The 17986-nt window shown below is 44.4% G+C and carries 21 protein-coding genes; 14 read left to right on the top strand and 7 right to left on the bottom strand.

What is annotated here, in order from left to right:
* Nucleotides 1-227: 227 nt before the first annotated feature.
* Genes dapA through purC form a run of 3 tightly spaced genes read left to right on the top strand, consistent with a single transcriptional unit; the run spans nucleotide 228 to nucleotide 2503 of the window.
* The gene (gene dapA / locus G5T77_RS14065; protein ID WP_125278859.1) at nucleotides 228-1127 is read left to right on the top strand and encodes a 4-hydroxy-tetrahydrodipicolinate synthase; all 900 of its coding nucleotides are present in this window, start codon (nucleotides 228-230) and stop codon (nucleotides 1125-1127) included.
* A 12-nt stretch (nucleotides 1128-1139) separates the two neighbouring features.
* The gene (locus G5T77_RS14060) at nucleotides 1140-1745 is read left to right on the top strand and encodes a lipoprotein-34 precursor (NlpB) (RefSeq protein ID WP_166137549.1); all 606 of its coding nucleotides are present in this window, start codon (nucleotides 1140-1142) and stop codon (nucleotides 1743-1745) included.
* Nucleotides 1746-1783: 38 nt separating this feature from the next.
* Nucleotides 1784-2503 carry a phosphoribosylaminoimidazolesuccinocarboxamide synthase gene (gene purC, locus G5T77_RS14055; protein ID WP_004781395.1) on the top strand — a complete coding sequence of 240 codons (720 nt, stop codon included), beginning with the start codon at nucleotides 1784-1786 and terminating at the stop codon, nucleotides 2501-2503.
* A 267-nt stretch (nucleotides 2504-2770) separates the two neighbouring features.
* Here purC and G5T77_RS14050 read toward each other — a convergent pair whose 3' ends face one another.
* Nucleotides 2771-4045, bottom strand: a complete 1275-nt coding sequence (locus G5T77_RS14050) for a replication-associated recombination protein A (RefSeq protein ID WP_166137552.1) — start codon at nucleotides 4043-4045, stop codon at nucleotides 2771-2773.
* Between the two features lie 267 nt (nucleotides 4046-4312).
* Here G5T77_RS14050 and G5T77_RS14045 point away from each other — a divergent pair, with 267 nt between their 5' ends.
* Nucleotides 4313-6445 (top strand): EAL domain-containing protein, encoded by a 2133-nt coding sequence (locus tag G5T77_RS14045; protein ID WP_171521903.1) that lies wholly within the window; start codon nucleotides 4313-4315, stop codon nucleotides 6443-6445.
* A gap of 43 nt (nucleotides 6446-6488) precedes the next feature.
* Here G5T77_RS14045 and G5T77_RS14040 read toward each other — a convergent pair whose 3' ends face one another.
* Nucleotides 6489-6941: a YcgN family cysteine cluster protein gene (locus G5T77_RS14040; protein WP_004781392.1), complete on the bottom strand. Its 453-nt coding sequence runs from the start codon at nucleotides 6939-6941 to the stop codon at nucleotides 6489-6491.
* A 192-nt stretch (nucleotides 6942-7133) separates the two neighbouring features.
* Here G5T77_RS14040 and G5T77_RS14035 point away from each other — a divergent pair, with 192 nt between their 5' ends.
* A complete protein-coding gene (locus G5T77_RS14035) occupies nucleotides 7134-7292 on the top strand; it encodes a DUF1328 domain-containing protein (protein ID WP_004647174.1) in 159 nt (52 codons plus the stop codon).
* Nucleotides 7293-7376: 84 nt separating this feature from the next.
* Here G5T77_RS14035 and murJ read toward each other — a convergent pair whose 3' ends face one another.
* Both murJ and ampD read right to left on the bottom strand, forming a co-directional pair.
* Nucleotides 7377-8927 (bottom strand): murein biosynthesis integral membrane protein MurJ, encoded by a 1551-nt coding sequence (gene murJ, locus G5T77_RS14030; RefSeq protein ID WP_171521902.1) that lies wholly within the window; start codon nucleotides 8925-8927, stop codon nucleotides 7377-7379.
* 77 nt (nucleotides 8928-9004) lie between these two features.
* Nucleotides 9005-9577 carry a 1,6-anhydro-N-acetylmuramyl-L-alanine amidase AmpD gene (gene ampD / locus G5T77_RS14025; protein WP_166137561.1) on the bottom strand — a complete coding sequence of 191 codons (573 nt, stop codon included), beginning with the start codon at nucleotides 9575-9577 and terminating at the stop codon, nucleotides 9005-9007.
* A gap of 181 nt (nucleotides 9578-9758) precedes the next feature.
* On the opposite strand from ampD, the gene nadC reads away from it, so the two are divergent.
* Nucleotides 9759-10604, top strand: coding sequence for a carboxylating nicotinate-nucleotide diphosphorylase (gene nadC / locus G5T77_RS14020; protein WP_034704010.1), 846 nt, complete (start codon nucleotides 9759-9761; stop codon nucleotides 10602-10604).
* 87 nt (nucleotides 10605-10691) lie between these two features.
* Here nadC and G5T77_RS17380 read toward each other — a convergent pair whose 3' ends face one another.
* Nucleotides 10692-10814, bottom strand: a complete 123-nt coding sequence (locus tag G5T77_RS17380; protein ID WP_005232802.1) for a hypothetical protein — start codon at nucleotides 10812-10814, stop codon at nucleotides 10692-10694.
* Nucleotides 10815-10963: 149 nt separating this feature from the next.
* Nucleotides 10964-11680 (bottom strand): ribonuclease PH, encoded by a 717-nt coding sequence (rph, locus tag G5T77_RS14015; RefSeq protein ID WP_004781384.1) that lies wholly within the window; start codon nucleotides 11678-11680, stop codon nucleotides 10964-10966.
* 194 nt (nucleotides 11681-11874) lie between these two features.
* Between rph and G5T77_RS14010 the strand changes: the two genes are divergently transcribed.
* Nucleotides 11875-12504: a TetR family transcriptional regulator gene (locus G5T77_RS14010; RefSeq protein WP_166137564.1), complete on the top strand. Its 630-nt coding sequence runs from the start codon at nucleotides 11875-11877 to the stop codon at nucleotides 12502-12504.
* Between the two features lie 98 nt (nucleotides 12505-12602).
* Here the strand turns inward: G5T77_RS14010 and G5T77_RS14005 are convergent, their stop codons facing one another.
* Complete coding sequence (locus tag G5T77_RS14005) at nucleotides 12603-13220, bottom strand: thiol:disulfide interchange protein DsbA/DsbL (protein WP_004781380.1); 618 nt, start codon at nucleotides 13218-13220, stop codon at nucleotides 12603-12605.
* Between the two features lie 226 nt (nucleotides 13221-13446).
* Here G5T77_RS14005 and ubiG point away from each other — a divergent pair, with 226 nt between their 5' ends.
* The 7 genes from ubiG to G5T77_RS13970 all read left to right on the top strand — a co-directional run bounded on the left by ubiG (nucleotide 13447) and on the right by G5T77_RS13970 (nucleotide 17926).
* On the top strand, nucleotides 13447-14175 hold the full coding sequence (gene ubiG / locus G5T77_RS14000) for a bifunctional 2-polyprenyl-6-hydroxyphenol methylase/3-demethylubiquinol 3-O-methyltransferase UbiG (protein WP_166137567.1): 729 nt from the start codon (nucleotides 13447-13449) through the stop codon (nucleotides 14173-14175).
* Nucleotides 14172-14861, top strand: coding sequence for an HAD-IA family hydrolase (locus G5T77_RS13995; RefSeq protein ID WP_166137570.1), 690 nt, complete (start codon nucleotides 14172-14174; stop codon nucleotides 14859-14861). The genes ubiG and G5T77_RS13995 overlap by 4 nt, the downstream gene beginning before the upstream one ends.
* A gap of 49 nt (nucleotides 14862-14910) precedes the next feature.
* Complete coding sequence (locus G5T77_RS13990; protein ID WP_004781375.1) at nucleotides 14911-15657, top strand: YciK family oxidoreductase; 747 nt, start codon at nucleotides 14911-14913, stop codon at nucleotides 15655-15657.
* Between the two features lie 223 nt (nucleotides 15658-15880).
* Nucleotides 15881-16300, top strand: a complete 420-nt coding sequence (locus G5T77_RS13985; protein ID WP_166137573.1) for a hypothetical protein — start codon at nucleotides 15881-15883, stop codon at nucleotides 16298-16300.
* 183 nt (nucleotides 16301-16483) lie between these two features.
* Nucleotides 16484-16639 carry a hypothetical protein gene (locus G5T77_RS13980; protein WP_166137576.1) on the top strand — a complete coding sequence of 52 codons (156 nt, stop codon included), beginning with the start codon at nucleotides 16484-16486 and terminating at the stop codon, nucleotides 16637-16639.
* A 306-nt stretch (nucleotides 16640-16945) separates the two neighbouring features.
* Nucleotides 16946-17341 carry an RcnB family protein gene (locus G5T77_RS13975; protein ID WP_166137579.1) on the top strand — a complete coding sequence of 132 codons (396 nt, stop codon included), beginning with the start codon at nucleotides 16946-16948 and terminating at the stop codon, nucleotides 17339-17341.
* Nucleotides 17342-17563: 222 nt separating this feature from the next.
* Nucleotides 17564-17926, top strand: coding sequence for an RcnB family protein (locus G5T77_RS13970; RefSeq protein ID WP_166137582.1), 363 nt, complete (start codon nucleotides 17564-17566; stop codon nucleotides 17924-17926).
* Nucleotides 17927-17986: the final 60 nt, after the last annotated feature.

Genomic DNA, 17986 nt, shown 5'->3' with positions numbered 1-17986 from the left:
AAAAATCATAACGATTAAAACTTGATTGTTGCCTAGAGGCTTTGTATAAAGAATTCAGTGGCTTTTACTAAAGCATATTGTTCTTATGCGTTTGATCAGTCATAATTTGCATAAGCAATATTCAATTCAGTGCAAATCTATTGAATTTGCTACAAATCAAAATACAAACCCATCCCAAATATGTTTTCTCATTCTCTTCGGATGGACAAATAGGATAGTTTTTTAAAATGACTCAGCAAGCACAGACCATTCAGGGTTCCATTGTCGCAATCGTCACCCCCATGTTTGAAGATGGCAGCGTAGATTGGAAGGGTCTCGAGAAGCTGGTTGAGTGGCATATTGCAGAAGGCACTAACAGCATTGTGGCTGTAGGTACTACTGGTGAAGCATCAACGCTCAGCATGAGCGAGCACACTCAAGTGATCAAAGAAATCATTCGTGTTGCCAACAAACGTATTCCTATCATTGCCGGTACAGGCGCAAACTCGACTCGTGAAGCAATCGAGCTGACTCAGGAAGCCAAAGAACTTGGCGCTGATGCTGCCCTGCTGGTTACTCCTTACTACAACAAACCGACTCAGGAAGGTTTATACCAGCATTATAAAGCCATTGCTGAAGCGGTTGACCTACCTCAAATTCTTTATAACGTTCCAGGCCGTACTGGCGTGGATATGGCTAATGAAACCGTGATCCGTCTGGCAGATATTCCACAGATCGTGGGCATTAAAGATGCAACAGGTGATGTAGCCCGTGGTGCTGCCCTGATTGAAGGTCTGGCAGGTAAAAACATGACCGTTTACTCAGGTGATGATGCAACTGCCTATGAGTTAATGGGTCATGGTGCCAAAGGCAATATTTCTGTGACTGCCAACGTTGCACCAAAAGTCATGAGTGAAGTATGTGCTGCAGCCATTGCAGGCGATGCTGCACGTGCTGAAGAGCTCAATGCTCAGGTTGCAAATTTACACAATATTCTATTTTGCGAATCAAACCCAATTCCTGTGAAATGGGCTCTCCATGATATGGGCTTAATTGGTACAGGTATTCGCCTTCCATTAACACCACTTGCAGAACAATATCGCGCTCCGCTTCATGAGGCACTTGTAGAAGCGAGCGTCATTAAATAAAGAGCAACGATTATGCAATTACGTTTAGGACTTACCCTGGCACTTTCAGTATTCAGTTTAGCAGGTTGTAGTTCAATGGCCTTTAAAAACGGTACCTTGGACTATAAAGAAACAACCACGCTGCAACCATTACAATATCCTGAAGGGTCAATGGTTCGTCCTGCAACGCCTTTGTACCCTGCTCCGACAGTGGATCCGCTTGCCCTGGAAAATGCACCAAAGCTTGAAAATCAGCGTGGTAACCGCTTTGCGATGCCACGCCCTACTGCACAGCCAGTAAATTCAACTCAAACAGATGAAACTCAAGAAAATTTTTCAGGAAAGCCGCAATTAGTCACTGACGGAAATCAAAATCCACTGCTCAAAATTGATGGAAATGCTGCTACAATATGGCAATACACTCTTGCCACGCTTAGCAGCCTTAACCATTCTATCGTTGGTCAAAATAAAGATCGTTATGAAGTAACGATTCAGGTTGATCAGCAAACCTATGTTTTAAGACTCTCTCCCGCAGGTTCGAGTAACACCCTGGCTGTGTTTAATCCCGATAACAGTTTTGCCGACCGCGAAAAAGCAGCAGAACTGTTAAACCAGATTTACCAAAATTGGCCAGCCTAGACATTTTCTAGGCATTTTTTTTTGTAGAAGGTTCCCTCATGTTAAAACAAACCTTGCTCTATACTGGTAAAGCGAAATCTGTCTATACCACGGACAGTGAAGACCACCTGATTTTAGTTTTTCGTGACGATGCGTCCGCATTCAATGGCGAAAAAATCGAACAACTGGATCGTAAAGGTAAGGTGAATAACCGTTTTAACGCCTTCATCATGGAAAAGCTGGCTGCTGCTGGTATTGAAACTCATTTTGAGAAACTGCTGACACCAACTGAAGTGTTAGTGAAAAAACTTAAAATGATTCCAGTAGAATGTGTGGTACGTAACTATGCTGCGGGTTCTTTATGCCGTCGTCTGGGTGTAGAAGAAGGTAAAGAATTAACTCCTCCTACATTCGAATTGTTCTTCAAGGATGACGCGCTAGGCGATCCAATGGTGAACGAATCTCAAGCGATTGCTTTAGGTTGGGCGACTGCTGAACAATTGGCAAAAATGAAAGAACTGACTTACCAAGTGAACGATGTGCTTAAAGCATTATTCGAAGCGGGTAATATGCTTCTGGTTGACTTTAAACTTGAATTTGGTGTGTTCCACGACCGTATCGTACTGGGTGACGAATTCTCTCCAGACGGTTGCCGTCTATGGGATAAAGACACCAAGAAAAAACTGGATAAAGACCGTTTCCGTCAAGGCCTAGGCGGCGTGGTTGAAGCGTACGAAGAAGTTGCAGCACGTTTAGGTATCAATCTTGAAGATATCTAAGCACTAATAGTGCTTCAAAGAACCGGGTTAATAGCCCGGTTTTTTATTGTCTAATCTTATGATCGAAAAAATAAATTTTATTAATAAAAATGATCGTTTTTACATTATTCAATGCATGCCTTAATATTACTGCATCCCAGCAACATCCCCAGCAGATGCAATCCATCTGATGTTGCTGACCAGATTTATACCCTTACCCTCTAGGATGTATCTCCCCCAAGACATCCTATTTCAGCCCAATTCTCCTTGAATTGGGCTTTTTTTTGCTTATTGCTGCTGTTGTTCCTGCTGCCAGCGACGTTGTTGCAGACGTTCGCCTTCTACTTCACGCTTATTACGTGCCGATTCGTACAGCTTGGTGCCTTTCAGCTCAGGCGGCAGGTAATCTTGCAGGACAAAATGTTCCGGATAGTTGTGCGGATACAGATAATTTACCCCATAGCCCTGCTCTTTCATCATTTTGGTCGGTGCATTACGTAGATGTAAAGGCACTGGCAAATTGGCCGTTTTTTCAGCCAGATCCATCGCCTTGTTAATCGCCAGATAGGTACTATTACTTTTGGCACTAGTCGCCAGGTAAACCGCACATTGTCCCAGAATAATCCGGCATTCCGGCATGCCAATCGCTTGAACTGAGCGGAAGCATTCGCCCGCCAGCAACAAGGCATTCGGATTGGAATTGCCAATATCTTCTGATGCTGCAATCAGCATACGGCGGGCAATAAAGACCGGATCTTCACCACCTTTGAGCATACGCGCCATCCAGTACAGGGCAGCATCCGGATCACTGCCACGAATCGACTTGATGAAGGCCGAAACCAGATCATAGTGCTGCTCGCCAGATTTGTCATAACGGGCAATATTCTGCTGTGCGACTTTGACCACAATCGCATTGGTAATGATATTTTCCTGGTCAGCCTCAAAGGTACTGGCAATCAGATCCAGCAAATTGAGGGCCTTACGCGCATCCCCAGCGGCAAACTGCAATAAGGCGTCAAATTCTTCAATCTGGATATAGCGTTCCTGCAGAAATTTGTCAGTCTGAATCGCCTGAGTCAGTAAAGTCTGAATCGCTTCATCACTCAGCGCATTTAAGGTATAGACCTGACAACGTGACAGCAAGGCACTGTTGACTTCAAAAGATGGATTTTCCGTCGTCGCGCCAATCAGGGTAATTTTGCCTTTTTCGACGGCATTCAGCAGTGCATCCTGCTGGGATTTATTAAAACGGTGAATCTCGTCAATAAACACTACAGGTGTCAGCAGATCACCACTTTCCGCAATGACTTCACGCAATTCTTTCACACCGGTATTGAGTGCAGACAGGCTGATAAATGGCCGGTCTACCGCTTGGGCAAGTAGCAAGGCAATCGTGGTTTTACCCACTCCAGGTGGCCCCCAGAAGATAATCGATGGTAAATGTCCCTGGTCAATCATTTGACGTAGAGGTGCATTCTCTCCAAGCAAGTGATCCTGCCCGATAATTTCTGTAAGGTCGCGAGGCCGCAAGCGTTCTGGAAGCGGGATATGACTGTCTGACATCTTATTATTGGCTCAAATTAAATTCTGCTTTCATTCTAACACTGGTAGTTTTGATTCCAATATTTCAAACATTTATGAGAAAAATTTAATTTATGTAAGAAATCTCTATTTTTTTTACAATGAATGGATTAATCTTATGAAAAGTAGATAAATAGAACATGATTAATTACAGGTTAATAACCTTGTAAATTTCACATTATCTCATATTAATTAGAATGGACTTGAGCAACTGATTGGATGCTCTTTGGGTGGTATCGGTGGGGATGCATGAAGCATAATAAATCTAGACGAACAACTGCGGAATGCGCTGATTCGCTTATTTCAACCTCGATACAATCTTCTAATGAACAACAGGCAAAATCCAGATTATTACAAGATCTGATCAATGATGTGCCGCATCCGCTTTGGGTGCTGGGCAAGGATAATATTGAATATTTTAATCAAGCACTTTCGGATTATTTAGGTACCAATTTAAGTGAATATGGTCCTAAAGAATGGCAAAGCCTGATTCATCCAGATGATCAGCCAACGTTTTCTGAGCAATGGCATGCTGCCCTGAATCAGCAACAAGGCTTTAATACCCAGTGCCGGATTAAATCGGCTGATTCCAGCTACCGCATGTGTGCCTTGGCCATCAAGTTTCAGCATACAGCAGAACATCTGCTGCAATGGTCGGTATCACTGACCGATATCCATGAATATTTTGAGATTCAGCAGCAACTGTCTCAGGTGATTTCTACTCAGAAAAACATGCTGGATGCCAGTGTCGATTGTATTAAAGTGATGTCTCCACAAGGCGAAATCCGTCATATCAATCAGTCAGCCTGTCATAAGTTAGGGATTGATCCTGAACAGCAGCCTGCCCCGCATTCATGGTTAAGCCTGTTACCCGCTGAAGTTAAAAAAACCGGACAACGCGCTTTAAAACAGGCTGCTCAAGGTTTAAATAGCCGTTTTGTAGAAAAAGCCCAGACGGAGAGTGAGGACCCACAATACTGGGATCATTTACTGACTCCAGTATTGGACGAAAATAATATTCCCCAAAATATCCTGTGTGTTTCACGCAATGTCAGTCAGCAAAAAATAGCTGAAAGCCGTTTAAAAGCCGTAATTCAGCGTGATGAGCTGACCGGACTGTATAACCGCAATGCCTTTTATAAGACCTTTAAACAGGTGCTGCTAAAAGCCAAGCAACAGCAAATGATGGTTGGCCTGCTCCTGATCGACTTGGACTATTTCCGGCATATCAATGACACTTTGAGTCATATTGCCGGGGACCATTTGCTGCATGTCTTGGGCAAGCGTTTTCAGGCCTGTTTTGGCTCCAACAATATAGTCGTTGCCCGTCTGGGTGGCGATGAGTTTGCTATTTTAGTCAAAAACTTGGAAAACGAAGCCCAGCTGATTAATACTGCACAACTGGCCTATGCCCAACTGGAACAACCAGTGAGTTATGTCGGCCATCGTATGAGTATCGGTATGAGTATCGGTTGTACCGTTTATCCGCGTGATGCCCAGAATAGCTCTAACCTGCTGAAATGTGCCGATATTGCCCTGAATGATCTGAAAAATAGTGGTCGTGGCGGGATTCGCATGTTTAATCAGGAGATGTTCAGGTCACTGGAAAACATAACCAAACAACTGACGCTGGCACGCAAGATTATTCATGCGGATCAGATTATTCCTTATTATCAGCCTAAGGTCCGCCTTTCTGATGGTGAGGTGATTGGTTTCGAAGCCTTACTGCGTTGGCAAGATCAACAGCATCAGATCCAGTTACCCTCTCATATTTTTTCTGCTTTCCAGGACTATGATTTAGCTTCGCGCATCAGTGAAACCATGCAGCTAAAAGTCTTTGAGGATATGAGCCGCTGGCAGGCCGAAGGTCTGGATATTCTGCCAATTTCAATCAATGCAGCTCCAGTTGAATTCCTGCGCGATGACTATGCTGAGAAATTTCTGGCTCGTCTGTCCCGATTCGATATTCCTGCGCATAAGGTTGAGCTGGAAATTACCGAGCAGAGCTTGTCTGAAGGCGGAGCCAATTATGTGATCCGGGCACTGAACCTGCTGAAAAAACATGGAATTCATATTTCTCTGGATGACTTCGGTACCGGTCATTCTTCCCTGACCCGTTTGCAGGAATATCCGGTCGACTGCATCAAGATTGATCGCAACTTTGTAGAACGCATGAACAATGATCCGTCTGCGCTGGCCATTGTCAAAGCCATTACCCAGATTGGTTCCAGTATTTCTCTGGATGTATTGGTCGAGGGTATTGAAAATACTGAACAACTGGACACGCTGATCAATTGTGATTGCCAGATCGGACAAGGTTTTTATTTTTATCGTCCTATGTCCGGGTCTTCAGCACAGCAACTGCTACAACAGGCCGCTTAATTTTTTTATTTAATCATTTGACGGGGTTGGATTGCGCTAATCATTAGCGCACCCAGCGCACGATATATTCATCAATTTCATCTTCATCAATATCGACTTCACTTAAGCAGCGACCAGCAGCGGATTTTTTGGCCTGAATCACGCTTTGTCGTGAACCCGTCTTCAGATAATGCCAGGATGGCAGGCTTTTCCCTTCAGCAACTCGGCGATAAGCACAGCTTGAGGGTAACCAGTGAATAGTGTCCAGTTTCTCAGGTGTCAGCTGGATACAATCCGGCACATATTGCAGCCGGTTCGGATAATCCGAACAGCGGGCAGTTTTGCAGTCCAGTAATTTGCAAGCCACTTTGGTATAGGCGACTTCGTGGGTGTCTTCATCTTCCAGCTTGATCAGGCAGCAAAGCCCACAACCGTCACAAAGCGCTTCCCATTCTTCTGGCGTCAGCTCAGTGAGACTATATTTTTTCCAGAAGTATGGACGTAAGGCATCAGACATAATCAAAACGGCTATGGTAAAAATCAGCTTATTATACCAAGTCTCAACAAAGGAAATGTAGGGACGTAAATCTTATTAATATCACGTAAACTATTGTTAAATCAGAGACAGTACATCAACAAAACACTAACAGTGCCCAAAATCGAATATTCCTATACTGGATTTGAGAATAAAAACACATGGAGAATTGATATGTTTCGCTGGGCTATTATTTTTGCTGTGATTGCCTTGATTGCCAGTCTACTTGGTTTCGGTGGAGTAGCAGGCTTATCTAAGGATTTCGCAATTATCTTATTGGTGATTGCCGTTATTCTTGCCATTGTTGGTTTCCTTTCTCGCGGCAAGGTCTAGCGACTGAGTTCTGCTTAAGGAAAAGTTTCCTACAGAAAAAACAAGAGCCATTTGGCTCTTGTTTTTTTATGCGCCCAAAATGAATTACGGTTTGATATGGCGTGGTCTGAAACCAGCAGCGACCAATGCGGCCAAATACGCCACGACTCCTACCACACATAAAATCAGCACTTCCAGTACACGCATCCACTGTGATACATCACCATTGTACCAGCTCAGTGCATAGGCCAAGGCTGCAATCATCATCACATTGGCAAACATGAATTGCATAAAGATTTTTTTCCAGTGTGCGCCAAAACGGAAAATATTGCGTTGATGCAGATAGAAATACAGCAGACCTGCATTGACCATGGCTGAACCGGTTGAAGCCAGTGCCAGTGCCATATGCTCCGCTTCCCAATGAATCAGCTTAAAGAAACCAATAAAGATCACGTTCAGAATCGCATTGGCTGCCACGGCCATTAAACCGACGCGTACCGGTGTACGGGTATCCTGCTGGGCATAGAAGCCGGGAGCAAAGACTTTAATCAGCATAAAGGCAATCACACCACCACTCATACATTGCAGTGCCAAGGCAGTCATCTGGGTATCTTCAAAGGTAAACTGTCCACGTTCAAACAATGCCTGAATAATCGGTGTTGACAGCATGAACAAGGCAATACTGGCTGGTAGACCCACCAGCACAATGACTTTCGCTGCCCAATCCATCATGTCGCGGAATTTTTCCGGATTCTTTTCTGTATGCTGTGTGGATAAGGACGGCAGAATCACGGTACCGATTGCCACACCAATCAGACCCAATGGTAACTCGGTCATCCGTTCAGCACTATACAGCCACGACACTGAACCGTCCTGCATGAAAGAGGCCCAAACCGTATTCAGTAACAGGTTGATCTGGGTGACGGATACACCAAACAAAGCGGGTAACATCAGTTTCATGATGCGATCCACCCCTTCATGCTTGAAGTCCACTTTCGGTGGAATCAGCAGGTTTTTACGCCATAACTCTGGAATCTGGATTGCCAGCTGCAAAATCCCGGCAATGACGACGGCCCAACCTAGCGCCATAATCGGCTCTGCCATAAAAGGCGTGAGCCAGAGCGCACCGGCAATCATGGCAATATTCAATAAAACCGGAGCAAAGGCTGGCGTACTGAAAGAGCCATAACTGTTCAGAATACTGCTGGCAAAAGCCGTCAGTGACATAAATAGTAGGTATGGAATGGTCAGACGGAACATGTCTGTGGCCAGCGCAAACTTTGCTTCATCGCCATGAAACCCTGGCGCATAGATATACATGATCACCGGTGCGGCAATGATGGCAATCATGGTCAGGGTGGTCATGAAGGTAGCCAGACAGCCAAAGACCCGGCTGATCAGGATCTGCACTTCTGCATGGGTGCGACTGGTCTTATATTCAGTCAGTACCGGAATAAAGGCTTGGGAGAATGCCCCTTCTGCAAACAGTCGTCTGAAAAAGTTTGGAATACGAAATGCCACCACGAAGGTATCGAAATCTTTACCGGCACCGAATACATTCAGTAAAACCACATCCCGGACCAATCCCAGAACCCGCGACAACATGGTCATCGCACTGACAATTACGGTCGAACGCCAAAGCGCCATCCTATTCACCTAATAATTAATTTGGGCCTATTGTAATGAAACTTGCAAAAGAAGTTCATTGCTTAATCACATGACTTCCTGAAGGGTCATGGGTTCTTATAATGTTGTAACTGGGCACGAAAAGCACACCAGTCAAAATATGGTCCCGGATCGGTTTTACGTCCCGGTGCAATATCCGAATGTCCGGCAATATGCTGCTGCATTTTTGGATAATAGTCTTGCAAACAGGCGGTGACTTTGACCAAGGCATCATATTGTGCCTGTTCAAACGGCAGGTCATCACTGCCTTCCAGTTCAATCCCGATGGAATAATCATTACATTCTTTTTTGGCCAGATAGTTAGAACGACCTGCATGCCAGGCTCGGTCATTGAAATTCACAAACTGCAGCACTTCACCAGAACGCAAAATCAGCAGATGCGCCGACACCTGCATGCCTTCAATAGTCCGAAAATACGGATGCACTGACCAGTCCAGCTGGTTCTGAAAAAACTGTTCAATATAGCCACCACCAAACTGTGACGGCGGCAGACTGATGTTATGGATCACCAGTAACTGGATGTCGGTATGTTCAGGCCGCTGATTAAAATTTGGAGAAGGGATCTGGCGCGCCCCGAGCAATTGCCCGTCCCGGATTTGAAACTCAGCTGCCTGTTGCATAAAACTGTCCTGTACAAAAATAAAATCTGCAATATCAGGATTGCAGCCGGCTTAATGCTAAAACTTTCATAGGCAAATCTCAATTCATCCCGGCAGGCTGTATGAAAAATCGCTCATTTTAATGTAACGGTGTTAAGATAACGCACAATTTTTCACGGCTAAAAAAGATACGGAAATACTCATGAGCATATCTCAGGCTTTGCTAGAACAGTCGATTCAGATCAATATTCAACAGGCACTCTCCGAAGATATTGGCGATGGTGACATTACTGCCCTGCTGACTCCTGAAGATGAACAGGCGACTGCCACGATTATTAGCCGTGAAGCAATGGTTCTTGCTGGTCAGCCTTGGGTCAATGCCCTGATTCAGGCCTATGATCCGAGTGTAGAAGTGATCTGGCTAAAAAATGACGGCGATCATGTCGCTGCCAATGAAGCTTTTCTAAAACTGGCCGGTTCTGCACGTAGCCTACTGACTGTAGAACGCCCTGCCCTGAACTTTGTACAGACGCTGTCTGCAGTTGCGACCAAAACAGCAACCTATGTCAAAGAGTTGGACGGTCTGCATACCAAGCTCTTAGATACCCGTAAAACGCTGCCAGGCTTACGTATTGCCCAAAAATATGCTGTTGCTGTCGGTGGTGGTCAGAATCACCGTCTGGGCCTATTCGATGCCTTTTTGATTAAAGAAAATCATATTATGGCAGCCGGCGGCATTCGCCAGGCGATTGCCATGGCCCACCAGATTGCACCGGGTAAACCAGTTGAAGTGGAAGTTGAAACCTGGGATGAACTGAATCAGGCCCTAGAAGCCGAGGCTGATATCGTGATGCTGGATAATTTCAGTCAGCAGCAAATGATTGATGCGGTCAAACATGTGGCTGGTCGCTGTAAACTGGAAGCCTCAGGCAATATCACCATTGATAACTTACGTGAAGTGGCGAGTACAGGCGTAGACTATATTTCGATGGGCGTACTAACCAAAGATGTCAAAGCCATTGACCTGTCGATGCGTTTTAATGGTTAAAGTCTTATTATTAAAAAAGGGTGCCATAGCACCCTTTTTCTTATTCTCAAGGATATAAATCATAGAGGTTGAATGGCCTCTACTCTGTTAATTGGTATCACTTCCTCGTTCCATATTTGCACCATCACGGTTTTCATCACGAGAATTCGAATCACAGGCAGTTAAACCCAGTACAGCAAATACTGAAAATGCCATCAACCATATTTTCATGTTATACCCCTCTGAATGAGATTTGGTTAAAAGATCATCGCTTAAAACAGAGGTTACACAGTAGACAGATCCTGTTCATTTTTTGTCAGGCAATGTGTAGGTACAATAAAAAACGCATCCGAAGATGCGTTTTTTACAACTTGAAAAGCTTACCAGCCCAAAGCTTCTTGCTGTTTCTTGATCAGTTCCTGAATCCCTTTTTCAGCCATGGCCAGCATGTCATTGCATTGCTCACGGGTAAATGGCTTATCTTCAGCAGTACCTTGGATTTCAATAAATTCACCTGCCTGAGTCATCACGACATTCAAGTCAGTCTGACAGTTTGAATCTTCTTCATAGCAAAGATCCAGCAGGACTTCATCTTTAAAGATACCTACAGAAATGGCTGCTACCAGGCCTTTAAGTGGATCCTGTTTGATTTTCTTTTTCTCAAGCAATACGTTCATGGCATCAATCAATGCTACTGCAGCACCCGTAATTGATGCAGTACGGGTACCACCATCTGCCTGAATCACGTCACAGTCAATGGTAATGGTATTTTCACCGAGTTTTTTCAGGTCGACCATTGAACGTAGGCTACGACCGATCAGACGCTGGATTTCTTGAGTACGGCCACTTTGTTTGCCGCGAGCAGCTTCACGATCACTACGGGTATGTGTTGAACGTGGCAGCATGCCATATTCCGCTGTTACCCAGCCTTGACCCTGACCTTTCAGGAAACGTGGTACAGAGCTGTCTACACTGGCAGTACACAGCACTTTGGTATGACCAAATTCAACCAATACGGAACCTTCCGCATAACGTGTATAGTTACGGGTAATTTTCACTTCACGTAATTGATCTAATGCTCGTTGGTCGATACGCATAATAGGTCCTGCTGTTGACTAAAAATAATTGCGGCTCAGTATAACAGAAGCCTCCGCCAAGATTGGAACAGAGGACAGATCATTTACAAAATCACTGGACACGCTTTGCTTGTATAGATTTTTCAGTCCATCTGCGCTACTGCGATGGACAGATGTTTTTTGCTAAACTGCAAATCTGCCGAAGGAAGATCCCTATGTCTTTACGTGAAGAACGCAAGCACCAAAGCCGCCAGGCCCTCCTCGATGCTACCTTGGCATTGAGCAGCCGTGGCCATGCATTTAGCAGCATCAGCCTGCGCGAAATCACTCATGAAGTTGGACTGGTGCCTGCCGCATTTTATCGACACTTTCAGAATATGGATCAGTTGGGACTGGAACTTCTGGATCAGGTGTCAATTCATCTCAAAGGTGTGCTGAGTCAGTTGGGACCTGCAGATTTTTCTCTGGATGAGCTTTCAGCCAAAATCGAACTGTTTTTTCAGGCAGTTGATGCTCATCCCGAAGCTTGGACATTTGTCAGTGCCGAGCGTTGGGGCGGTTCTATCATTCTCAGACAAGGCATTGAACGGGAAATTCATTATCTGACCCAAGATTTACGGCATACCCTGGAACAGATTCCAGCCACCCAGCAATCTCCTTCTCCAGCCGAATTAACCGCATTGGCACAGGTCCTGGTTCCTCTCGCATTAAACTGGGCTATGGGCTGGATTCAGCTTCAGGCACAGCCTGATCCTGAACTGCGACAAACTCGGATAAATGACTTCAAAGCGCAAAGCCTAAAGCAGTTAGAACTGTTATTTCGTGGAATTTTCTCTCAAGCCTGAGATCTCATCTGAGTGAAATCTATTTTACAATTCAATTTTATCCTGACATAAAAAACCCGCGTATAACTGCGGGTTTTTAGATTCATGCAGATCTGGTGTTATTTAGCTTTACGCTCTTTTTCCACCAGATAATTCACCACTTGAACCACTTTAGCATCATCGCCCTGAACTACATACTTACCATTTACGGTGACCGCTGGTACGCCGCTCAACTGATAAGTCGCAGCCAGATTTTTAGCCTGTGCAATTTTTGAAGAAATCGGGAATGATTTATAGGTGGTATTAAATTTCGCTTCAGAAATACCATAACGGGTATAGAACTTGGCCAATTGAGCCTGTTCCAGAATTGGCTGTTTCTTGGCATGGATATCATGGAATAGCTGCAAATGTGCTTTTTGACGAACACCTAGAGCTTCAGACACATAGTATGCGCGTGCTGCCTGTTCCCATAGCGGATTCATCGCGGCTGGGGTACGTACAAAACGTACATCTTTAGGCAATTTTTTTAACCAGCTTTGCATGTGTGGTTCAAGAGAATAGCAGTGACCACAGCCATACCAGAAGAATTCACGGACTTCAATTTTCCCCGGCTTTTCAACTTTTACTGGATTCGCCAGGACTTGATAGTCTTGACCTGCTACAAAGTTGGCGGCCATTGCACTGCCAGAAAATGCCAAAACGGATGCGGCTACAGTGCCTAAAATAAATTTTTTCATTGGGATTATCGTCCTCTAAATCATTATGTCTAATTTATGGCTTCACTATAAAGTAATTATGCCGGTTTCGTTTTTATTCTGTGAACTTTTTTACAGCTTTTATCGCTTTTTTTTCCAGAATCGCTACACTAAACAAGTGTACTGATTTACAAGAAGTTAAATCTGTTTATACCGCCTCTGGGCGAACTTAAATTTTAAATAATCACGACTGATTGAGGTGACACCGATGTCGCAATTGAATGTTGATCCACAAGAAATTGCCAAGTTTGAAGCATTTGCAGCTATATGGTGGGATCAGCATTCCGAGTTCCGCCCATTGCATATGATCAATCCACTGCGTCTCAACTGGATTGATGAACATACCGGTGGCTTGAGCGGCAAGAAAGTGCTGGATGTAGGCTGTGGCGGGGGCATCCTGTCAGAAAGCATGGCACGCCGTGGCGCTCAAGTGCTGGGCATTGATATGGGCGAAGCGCCACTGAATGTGGCCCGCATCCATGCCGAGCAGGAAGGTGTCAGCAATATTGAATACCGTCAGATTCCAGTAGAGCAACTCGCAGAAGAACAGGCCGGCCAATACGATGTGGTTACCTGTATGGAAATGCTGGAACATGTACCTGATCCAGCCTCTATTATTCAGGCCTGTTACAAACTGGCCAAACCAGGTGGCCATGTCTTCTTCTCGACCATTAACCGTAATCCAAAATCTTATCTGTTCGCGATCATTGGCGCAGAATATATCCTGCGTATGCTGGCCAAAGGTACACATGATTACAGCAAATTCATCAAGCCATCTGAGCTGGCACATGACATCCGTAATGCCGGTTTAAAATTAAAAGACATGACTGGCCTGCACTATAATCCGCTGACCAAACGTTACTGGCTAGCACCGAACGTCGATGTAAACTATATGGTGTATACCGTTAAAGAAAGCGAACTAGAGGCCGCACAATGAAAGCGGTTTTATTCGACCTAGATGGTACTTTAATTGATACTGCGGCTGATTTTATCCGGATTATCCAGCATATGTGCCGTGAAGCCGGCCGTGACGTGGTGGAAGCCGATCTGATCCGTACTCAGGTTTCAGAAGGTGCCCGCGCTATGGTCAAATTGGTCTATCCCGAACTGCAACTAGAAGATCCAGTGTTTCTGGATCATCGCCAGCGTTTTCTGGATATGTATGGTGCAGATATTGCTGTAGATACAGACCTGTTTGCGGGAATGTATCCTTTACTTGAAGAATTAGAGGAAAATGATATCCCTTGGGGAATCGTGACCAATAAACCGCGCTGGTTGAGTGAAGCTTTACTCAAAGCTTTAAACCTGACCGAACGCTGTGCCGTACTGGTCTGTCCGGAAGATGTGACCCGAACCAAGCCAGATCCAGAGCCAATGTATCTGGCTGCCGAGCAGCTACAGCTGGCTGCAGAGGACTGTATCTATGTCGGTGACCATCCACGTGATATTGATGCCGGCCGCAATGCCAAGATGTACACCATACTGGCAGCATACGGTTATTTACCACTGCAATACAAAGATGACTTAACAGCCTGGCAAGCCGACTATATAGTGAATACAGTGAATGAGTTACATCAGCACATTCAGAAACTGGTCTTGAGCGAGCCAAGTGTCCTGTCTTGATTCCTGAAGCTACTAAAGACACTTAACAATAATAATGAGGAGGTAGATAATGAAGTATTCAGAATATCAACCTCGCCCCGATCTGTTAAAAGATCGTATCATCCTGATCACGGGTGCGGGCGATGGCATTGGTCGTGCAGCAGCAATCAGTTATGCCCTGCATGGAGCAACTGTAGTTCTGCACGGGCGTACCTTAAACAAGCTTGAAGTCATTTATGATGAAATTGAAAGTTTGGGTGCGCCGCAACCTGCCATTCTCCCATTACAGTTATCTAGCGCCTCTGAACGTGATTATGAATTATTGCTCGACACGCTCGATCGGCAGTTTGGCCGTCTGGACGGGATTTTGCATAATGCCGGTATTTTAGGCGAGCGAGTGCCACTGGCAGATTATCCGGTTAATGTCTGGGATGACGTCATGGCAGTTAACCTTCGTGCGCCTTTTGTGATTACTCAAGCCCTATTACCCCTGCTGGAAAAATCCAAACACGCTTCTGTGGTCTTTGCCAGTTCCGGCGTAGGTCGTGAAGCCCGGGAATGCTGGGGCGCTTATTCAGTTTCAAAAATTGCCATTGAAGCAGTCAGCCAGTTATTTGCCAAAGAGCGGGTCAATTCGAATATCCGTTTTAACTGTATCAATCCGGGTGCTACACGTACCGCAATGCGTGCCAAGGCTTATCCGAATGAAGATCCGAAAACTTTACCGACACCGGATTCCATCATGCCAGCTTATCTGTACCTGATGGGTGAAGATAGCTTGCATATGAACGGTCAAAGTATTGATGCTCAAGATTAAGCTTTAACTGCCACCTATTTAAAAGCCAATGTCCGCATTGGCTTTTTGTTTTTTAAACTCTATAAAGATAAGGCTCATTTGAAAGCTGCTTATTCTCCTGCCCCATTCATCCAGATTTCAGACTGAATCAGCCAGACCTTTCTTATCTCTGCAATACTGTCTTTATTCAGTTCGCTGCAAATTCCCCTATACTAGCGCCAACAGATTTTTATTTGAGTGCAACATGACTGACTTAAACAACATCACCGTGACGACTTTGGAAGATGGCATGGTTTCTCTGCTGGTCGATCAGCAGCCGATCTCTGAAAAATACGGCATGAAGTTTGATGCCAGCATTATCGATGACATTCAGGCACTCGAAAATGGTCAAAAACTGAAACTGTTTGATCAGTTTGTCTTTTCTCATACCGATCTAAATTTTGAACATTCCTATCATTATGTGACAGGTATCGAAAAACTAGACGATCGTTATCAAGTGGCGAAACACTTTGTCTATCGCATCAAGATCGAAGGTCAGCCTGAAATTGAACATGTGATTAGTAATCAGGGCAAAGCAATGACAGCGGAAGATGTGCGTACCTTTATTCAGGCACATGTGCAGAAATCCCTAAGTGACTATACTGACCTGAACTATGCCTATTAAGATCGTTTGTTAGATCCCGAAAGAGCGCATTTACGGATAGTGCGCTTTTTTTATCCTTAAATTCTTTAAAAAACAGATATAAATCGTTTTAATGAATCAATAATATAAAATTATTCGGTTTTCCAAATTAATATAAAATTTTTATAATGCTTTTCAAGTTAAATCAAAGCGAAGGAAAATTAAATGGCAGACCAAAAACGTAAAACTGAAACTATTCGTCGTATTGAAAATTTGCAGTTATCAACTACCCTCATTTTGGCTTTAGAAGATGCAGTCGAGGCAGAGTCTGTGGCTGAAGCCATTCAGTCCTTACAGGGTTTAACAGAACAGTGGAACTAAAAAATTGTAATGACTGAATCAAGATCTGGCGCTTAAAAAGAATATTTTTCCACTATTTTGAGACGGTTTTGATACACAATTCAGGACATTGCGCTTGCATCTTGATCCCGGTTTTGCTGAAATGCCAATGGGGCTGGGTATAACTGGTCAACTGACTGAAGTGCATCCTAAGCTTATGTAAAATCATGGCATAATCATAATTTCTCTGTAATTGATATAAAACTTCAGCCAGTTCTTCACAGTTTCTCTGCAATTTTTCCGTACATTAGTTACTTTAGAAAATGAACAATTGAATGAGGGTTCAACATGAAAAAGGTTCTGGTAGCATTGGCGATGTCCTGCAGTGCATTCATGCTGGCAAATGTTGCAAACGCTGCCCCTCATTTCAATGATGAACAGCGTATGGAACGGGGTCCGGGTCATCATCAGGCCAAGAAATCGCGTGAGTTCCATGACGATCACCAAGACGAGTATGATAAACGTCGTATGCGTGAAGAACGTGGTGTTAAACGTCTGCAACAGTTACGCTGGCAGCCTGGCTATGTCATGCCTCAGCATTATCGCAGTAATGGCTATAAGGTCGAATATAAGGACCATAAACTGCCTAAACCAGACCGCAAGCAGCAATGGTACAAAGTCAACAATGACTACATTCTGGTGAACTCTGAAAATAACAGCATTGTCCGGATTATCGGAGACTGATTCAGAACCTGATGCAAAGCCCAACCTCGTTTGGGCTTTTTGATTTTTCGGATGAGCATTTTTAGGCTTTTTCTTATGTTAGAGCCTTCCTTTTAATCGTGGCTAATCTCCTAAATTCCTTCATGAATTTAACAATTCCACTAAACTGGCCTCACGCTTTCTATCCACTTATTCGCTAATTTAATCTCATCGAAAACATGTACAGATTTTTAGGTGAGAGCCATGAAAAAAGTTTTAACTACAATTGCCTTATCTCTTAGTGCGCTGGTTGCTACTTCTGCAATGGCAGCACCGCAGCATCATGATCCACGTTATGCACCACATAAACCGGCACCGCACTGGGATCATAAAGATGCGAAAAAATGGGATGACCGTCGTTATAACAACCGTGGGGTTAACCCAAGCCGTGACTGGCGCGTAGGTCAAAAACTGCCAAACCAGTATGACAACCGTCGCTTTGAAGTCAGTGGCTATGAAGCACGCCGTCTGCCGAAAGCAGGTAAAAACCAGCAATGGTACAAAATCAATGGTGACTATGTACTAGTCAACGATCGTAATGACAAGATTGTTCGAATCATCAACTAATCATTCTCTTTTCTGCCCTTCTAGCAGACACCTGAAGCTTGCTTCAGGTGTTTTTTTATA

The organism is Acinetobacter sp. GFQ9D191M, from assembly GCF_011174875.1.
Classification (GTDB): domain Bacteria; phylum Pseudomonadota; class Gammaproteobacteria; order Pseudomonadales; family Moraxellaceae; genus Acinetobacter.
The sequence above is the reverse complement of the archived record's forward strand: the minus strand, read 5'-3'. Positions and strand labels throughout refer to the sequence as shown.

Excerpts from the sequence above, each read along its gene's own strand:
- dapA (WP_125278859.1), top strand. The coding sequence starts at position 228 with ATGACTCAGCAAGCACAGACCATTCAGGGTTCCATTGTCGCAATCGTC.
- G5T77_RS14060 (WP_166137549.1), top strand. The coding sequence starts at position 1,140 with ATGCAATTACGTTTAGGACTTACCCTGGCACTTTCAGTATTCAGTTTA.
- purC (WP_004781395.1), top strand. The coding sequence starts at position 1,784 with ATGTTAAAACAAACCTTGCTCTATACTGGTAAAGCGAAATCTGTCTAT.
- G5T77_RS14050 (WP_166137552.1), bottom strand. The coding sequence starts at position 4,045 with ATGTCAGACAGTCATATCCCGCTTCCAGAACGCTTGCGGCCTCGCGAC.
- G5T77_RS14045 (WP_171521903.1), top strand. The coding sequence starts at position 4,313 with ATGAAGCATAATAAATCTAGACGAACAACTGCGGAATGCGCTGATTCG.
- G5T77_RS14040 (WP_004781392.1), bottom strand. The coding sequence starts at position 6,941 with ATGTCTGATGCCTTACGTCCATACTTCTGGAAAAAATATAGTCTCACT.
- G5T77_RS14035 (WP_004647174.1), top strand. The coding sequence starts at position 7,134 with ATGTTTCGCTGGGCTATTATTTTTGCTGTGATTGCCTTGATTGCCAGT.
- ampD (WP_166137561.1), bottom strand. The coding sequence starts at position 9,577 with ATGCAACAGGCAGCTGAGTTTCAAATCCGGGACGGGCAATTGCTCGGG.
- nadC (WP_034704010.1), top strand. The coding sequence starts at position 9,759 with ATGAGCATATCTCAGGCTTTGCTAGAACAGTCGATTCAGATCAATATT.
- G5T77_RS17380 (WP_005232802.1), bottom strand. The coding sequence starts at position 10,814 with ATGAAAATATGGTTGATGGCATTTTCAGTATTTGCTGTACTGGGTTTA.
- rph (WP_004781384.1), bottom strand. The coding sequence starts at position 11,680 with ATGCGTATCGACCAACGAGCATTAGATCAATTACGTGAAGTGAAAATT.
- G5T77_RS14010 (WP_166137564.1), top strand. The coding sequence starts at position 11,875 with ATGTCTTTACGTGAAGAACGCAAGCACCAAAGCCGCCAGGCCCTCCTC.
- G5T77_RS14005 (WP_004781380.1), bottom strand. The coding sequence starts at position 13,220 with ATGAAAAAATTTATTTTAGGCACTGTAGCCGCATCCGTTTTGGCATTT.
- ubiG (WP_166137567.1), top strand. The coding sequence starts at position 13,447 with ATGTCGCAATTGAATGTTGATCCACAAGAAATTGCCAAGTTTGAAGCA.
- G5T77_RS13995 (WP_166137570.1), top strand. The coding sequence starts at position 14,172 with ATGAAAGCGGTTTTATTCGACCTAGATGGTACTTTAATTGATACTGCG.
- G5T77_RS13990 (WP_004781375.1), top strand. The coding sequence starts at position 14,911 with ATGAAGTATTCAGAATATCAACCTCGCCCCGATCTGTTAAAAGATCGT.
- G5T77_RS13985 (WP_166137573.1), top strand. The coding sequence starts at position 15,881 with ATGACTGACTTAAACAACATCACCGTGACGACTTTGGAAGATGGCATG.
- G5T77_RS13980 (WP_166137576.1), top strand. The coding sequence starts at position 16,484 with ATGGCAGACCAAAAACGTAAAACTGAAACTATTCGTCGTATTGAAAAT.
- G5T77_RS13975 (WP_166137579.1), top strand. The coding sequence starts at position 16,946 with ATGAAAAAGGTTCTGGTAGCATTGGCGATGTCCTGCAGTGCATTCATG.
- G5T77_RS13970 (WP_166137582.1), top strand. The coding sequence starts at position 17,564 with ATGAAAAAAGTTTTAACTACAATTGCCTTATCTCTTAGTGCGCTGGTT.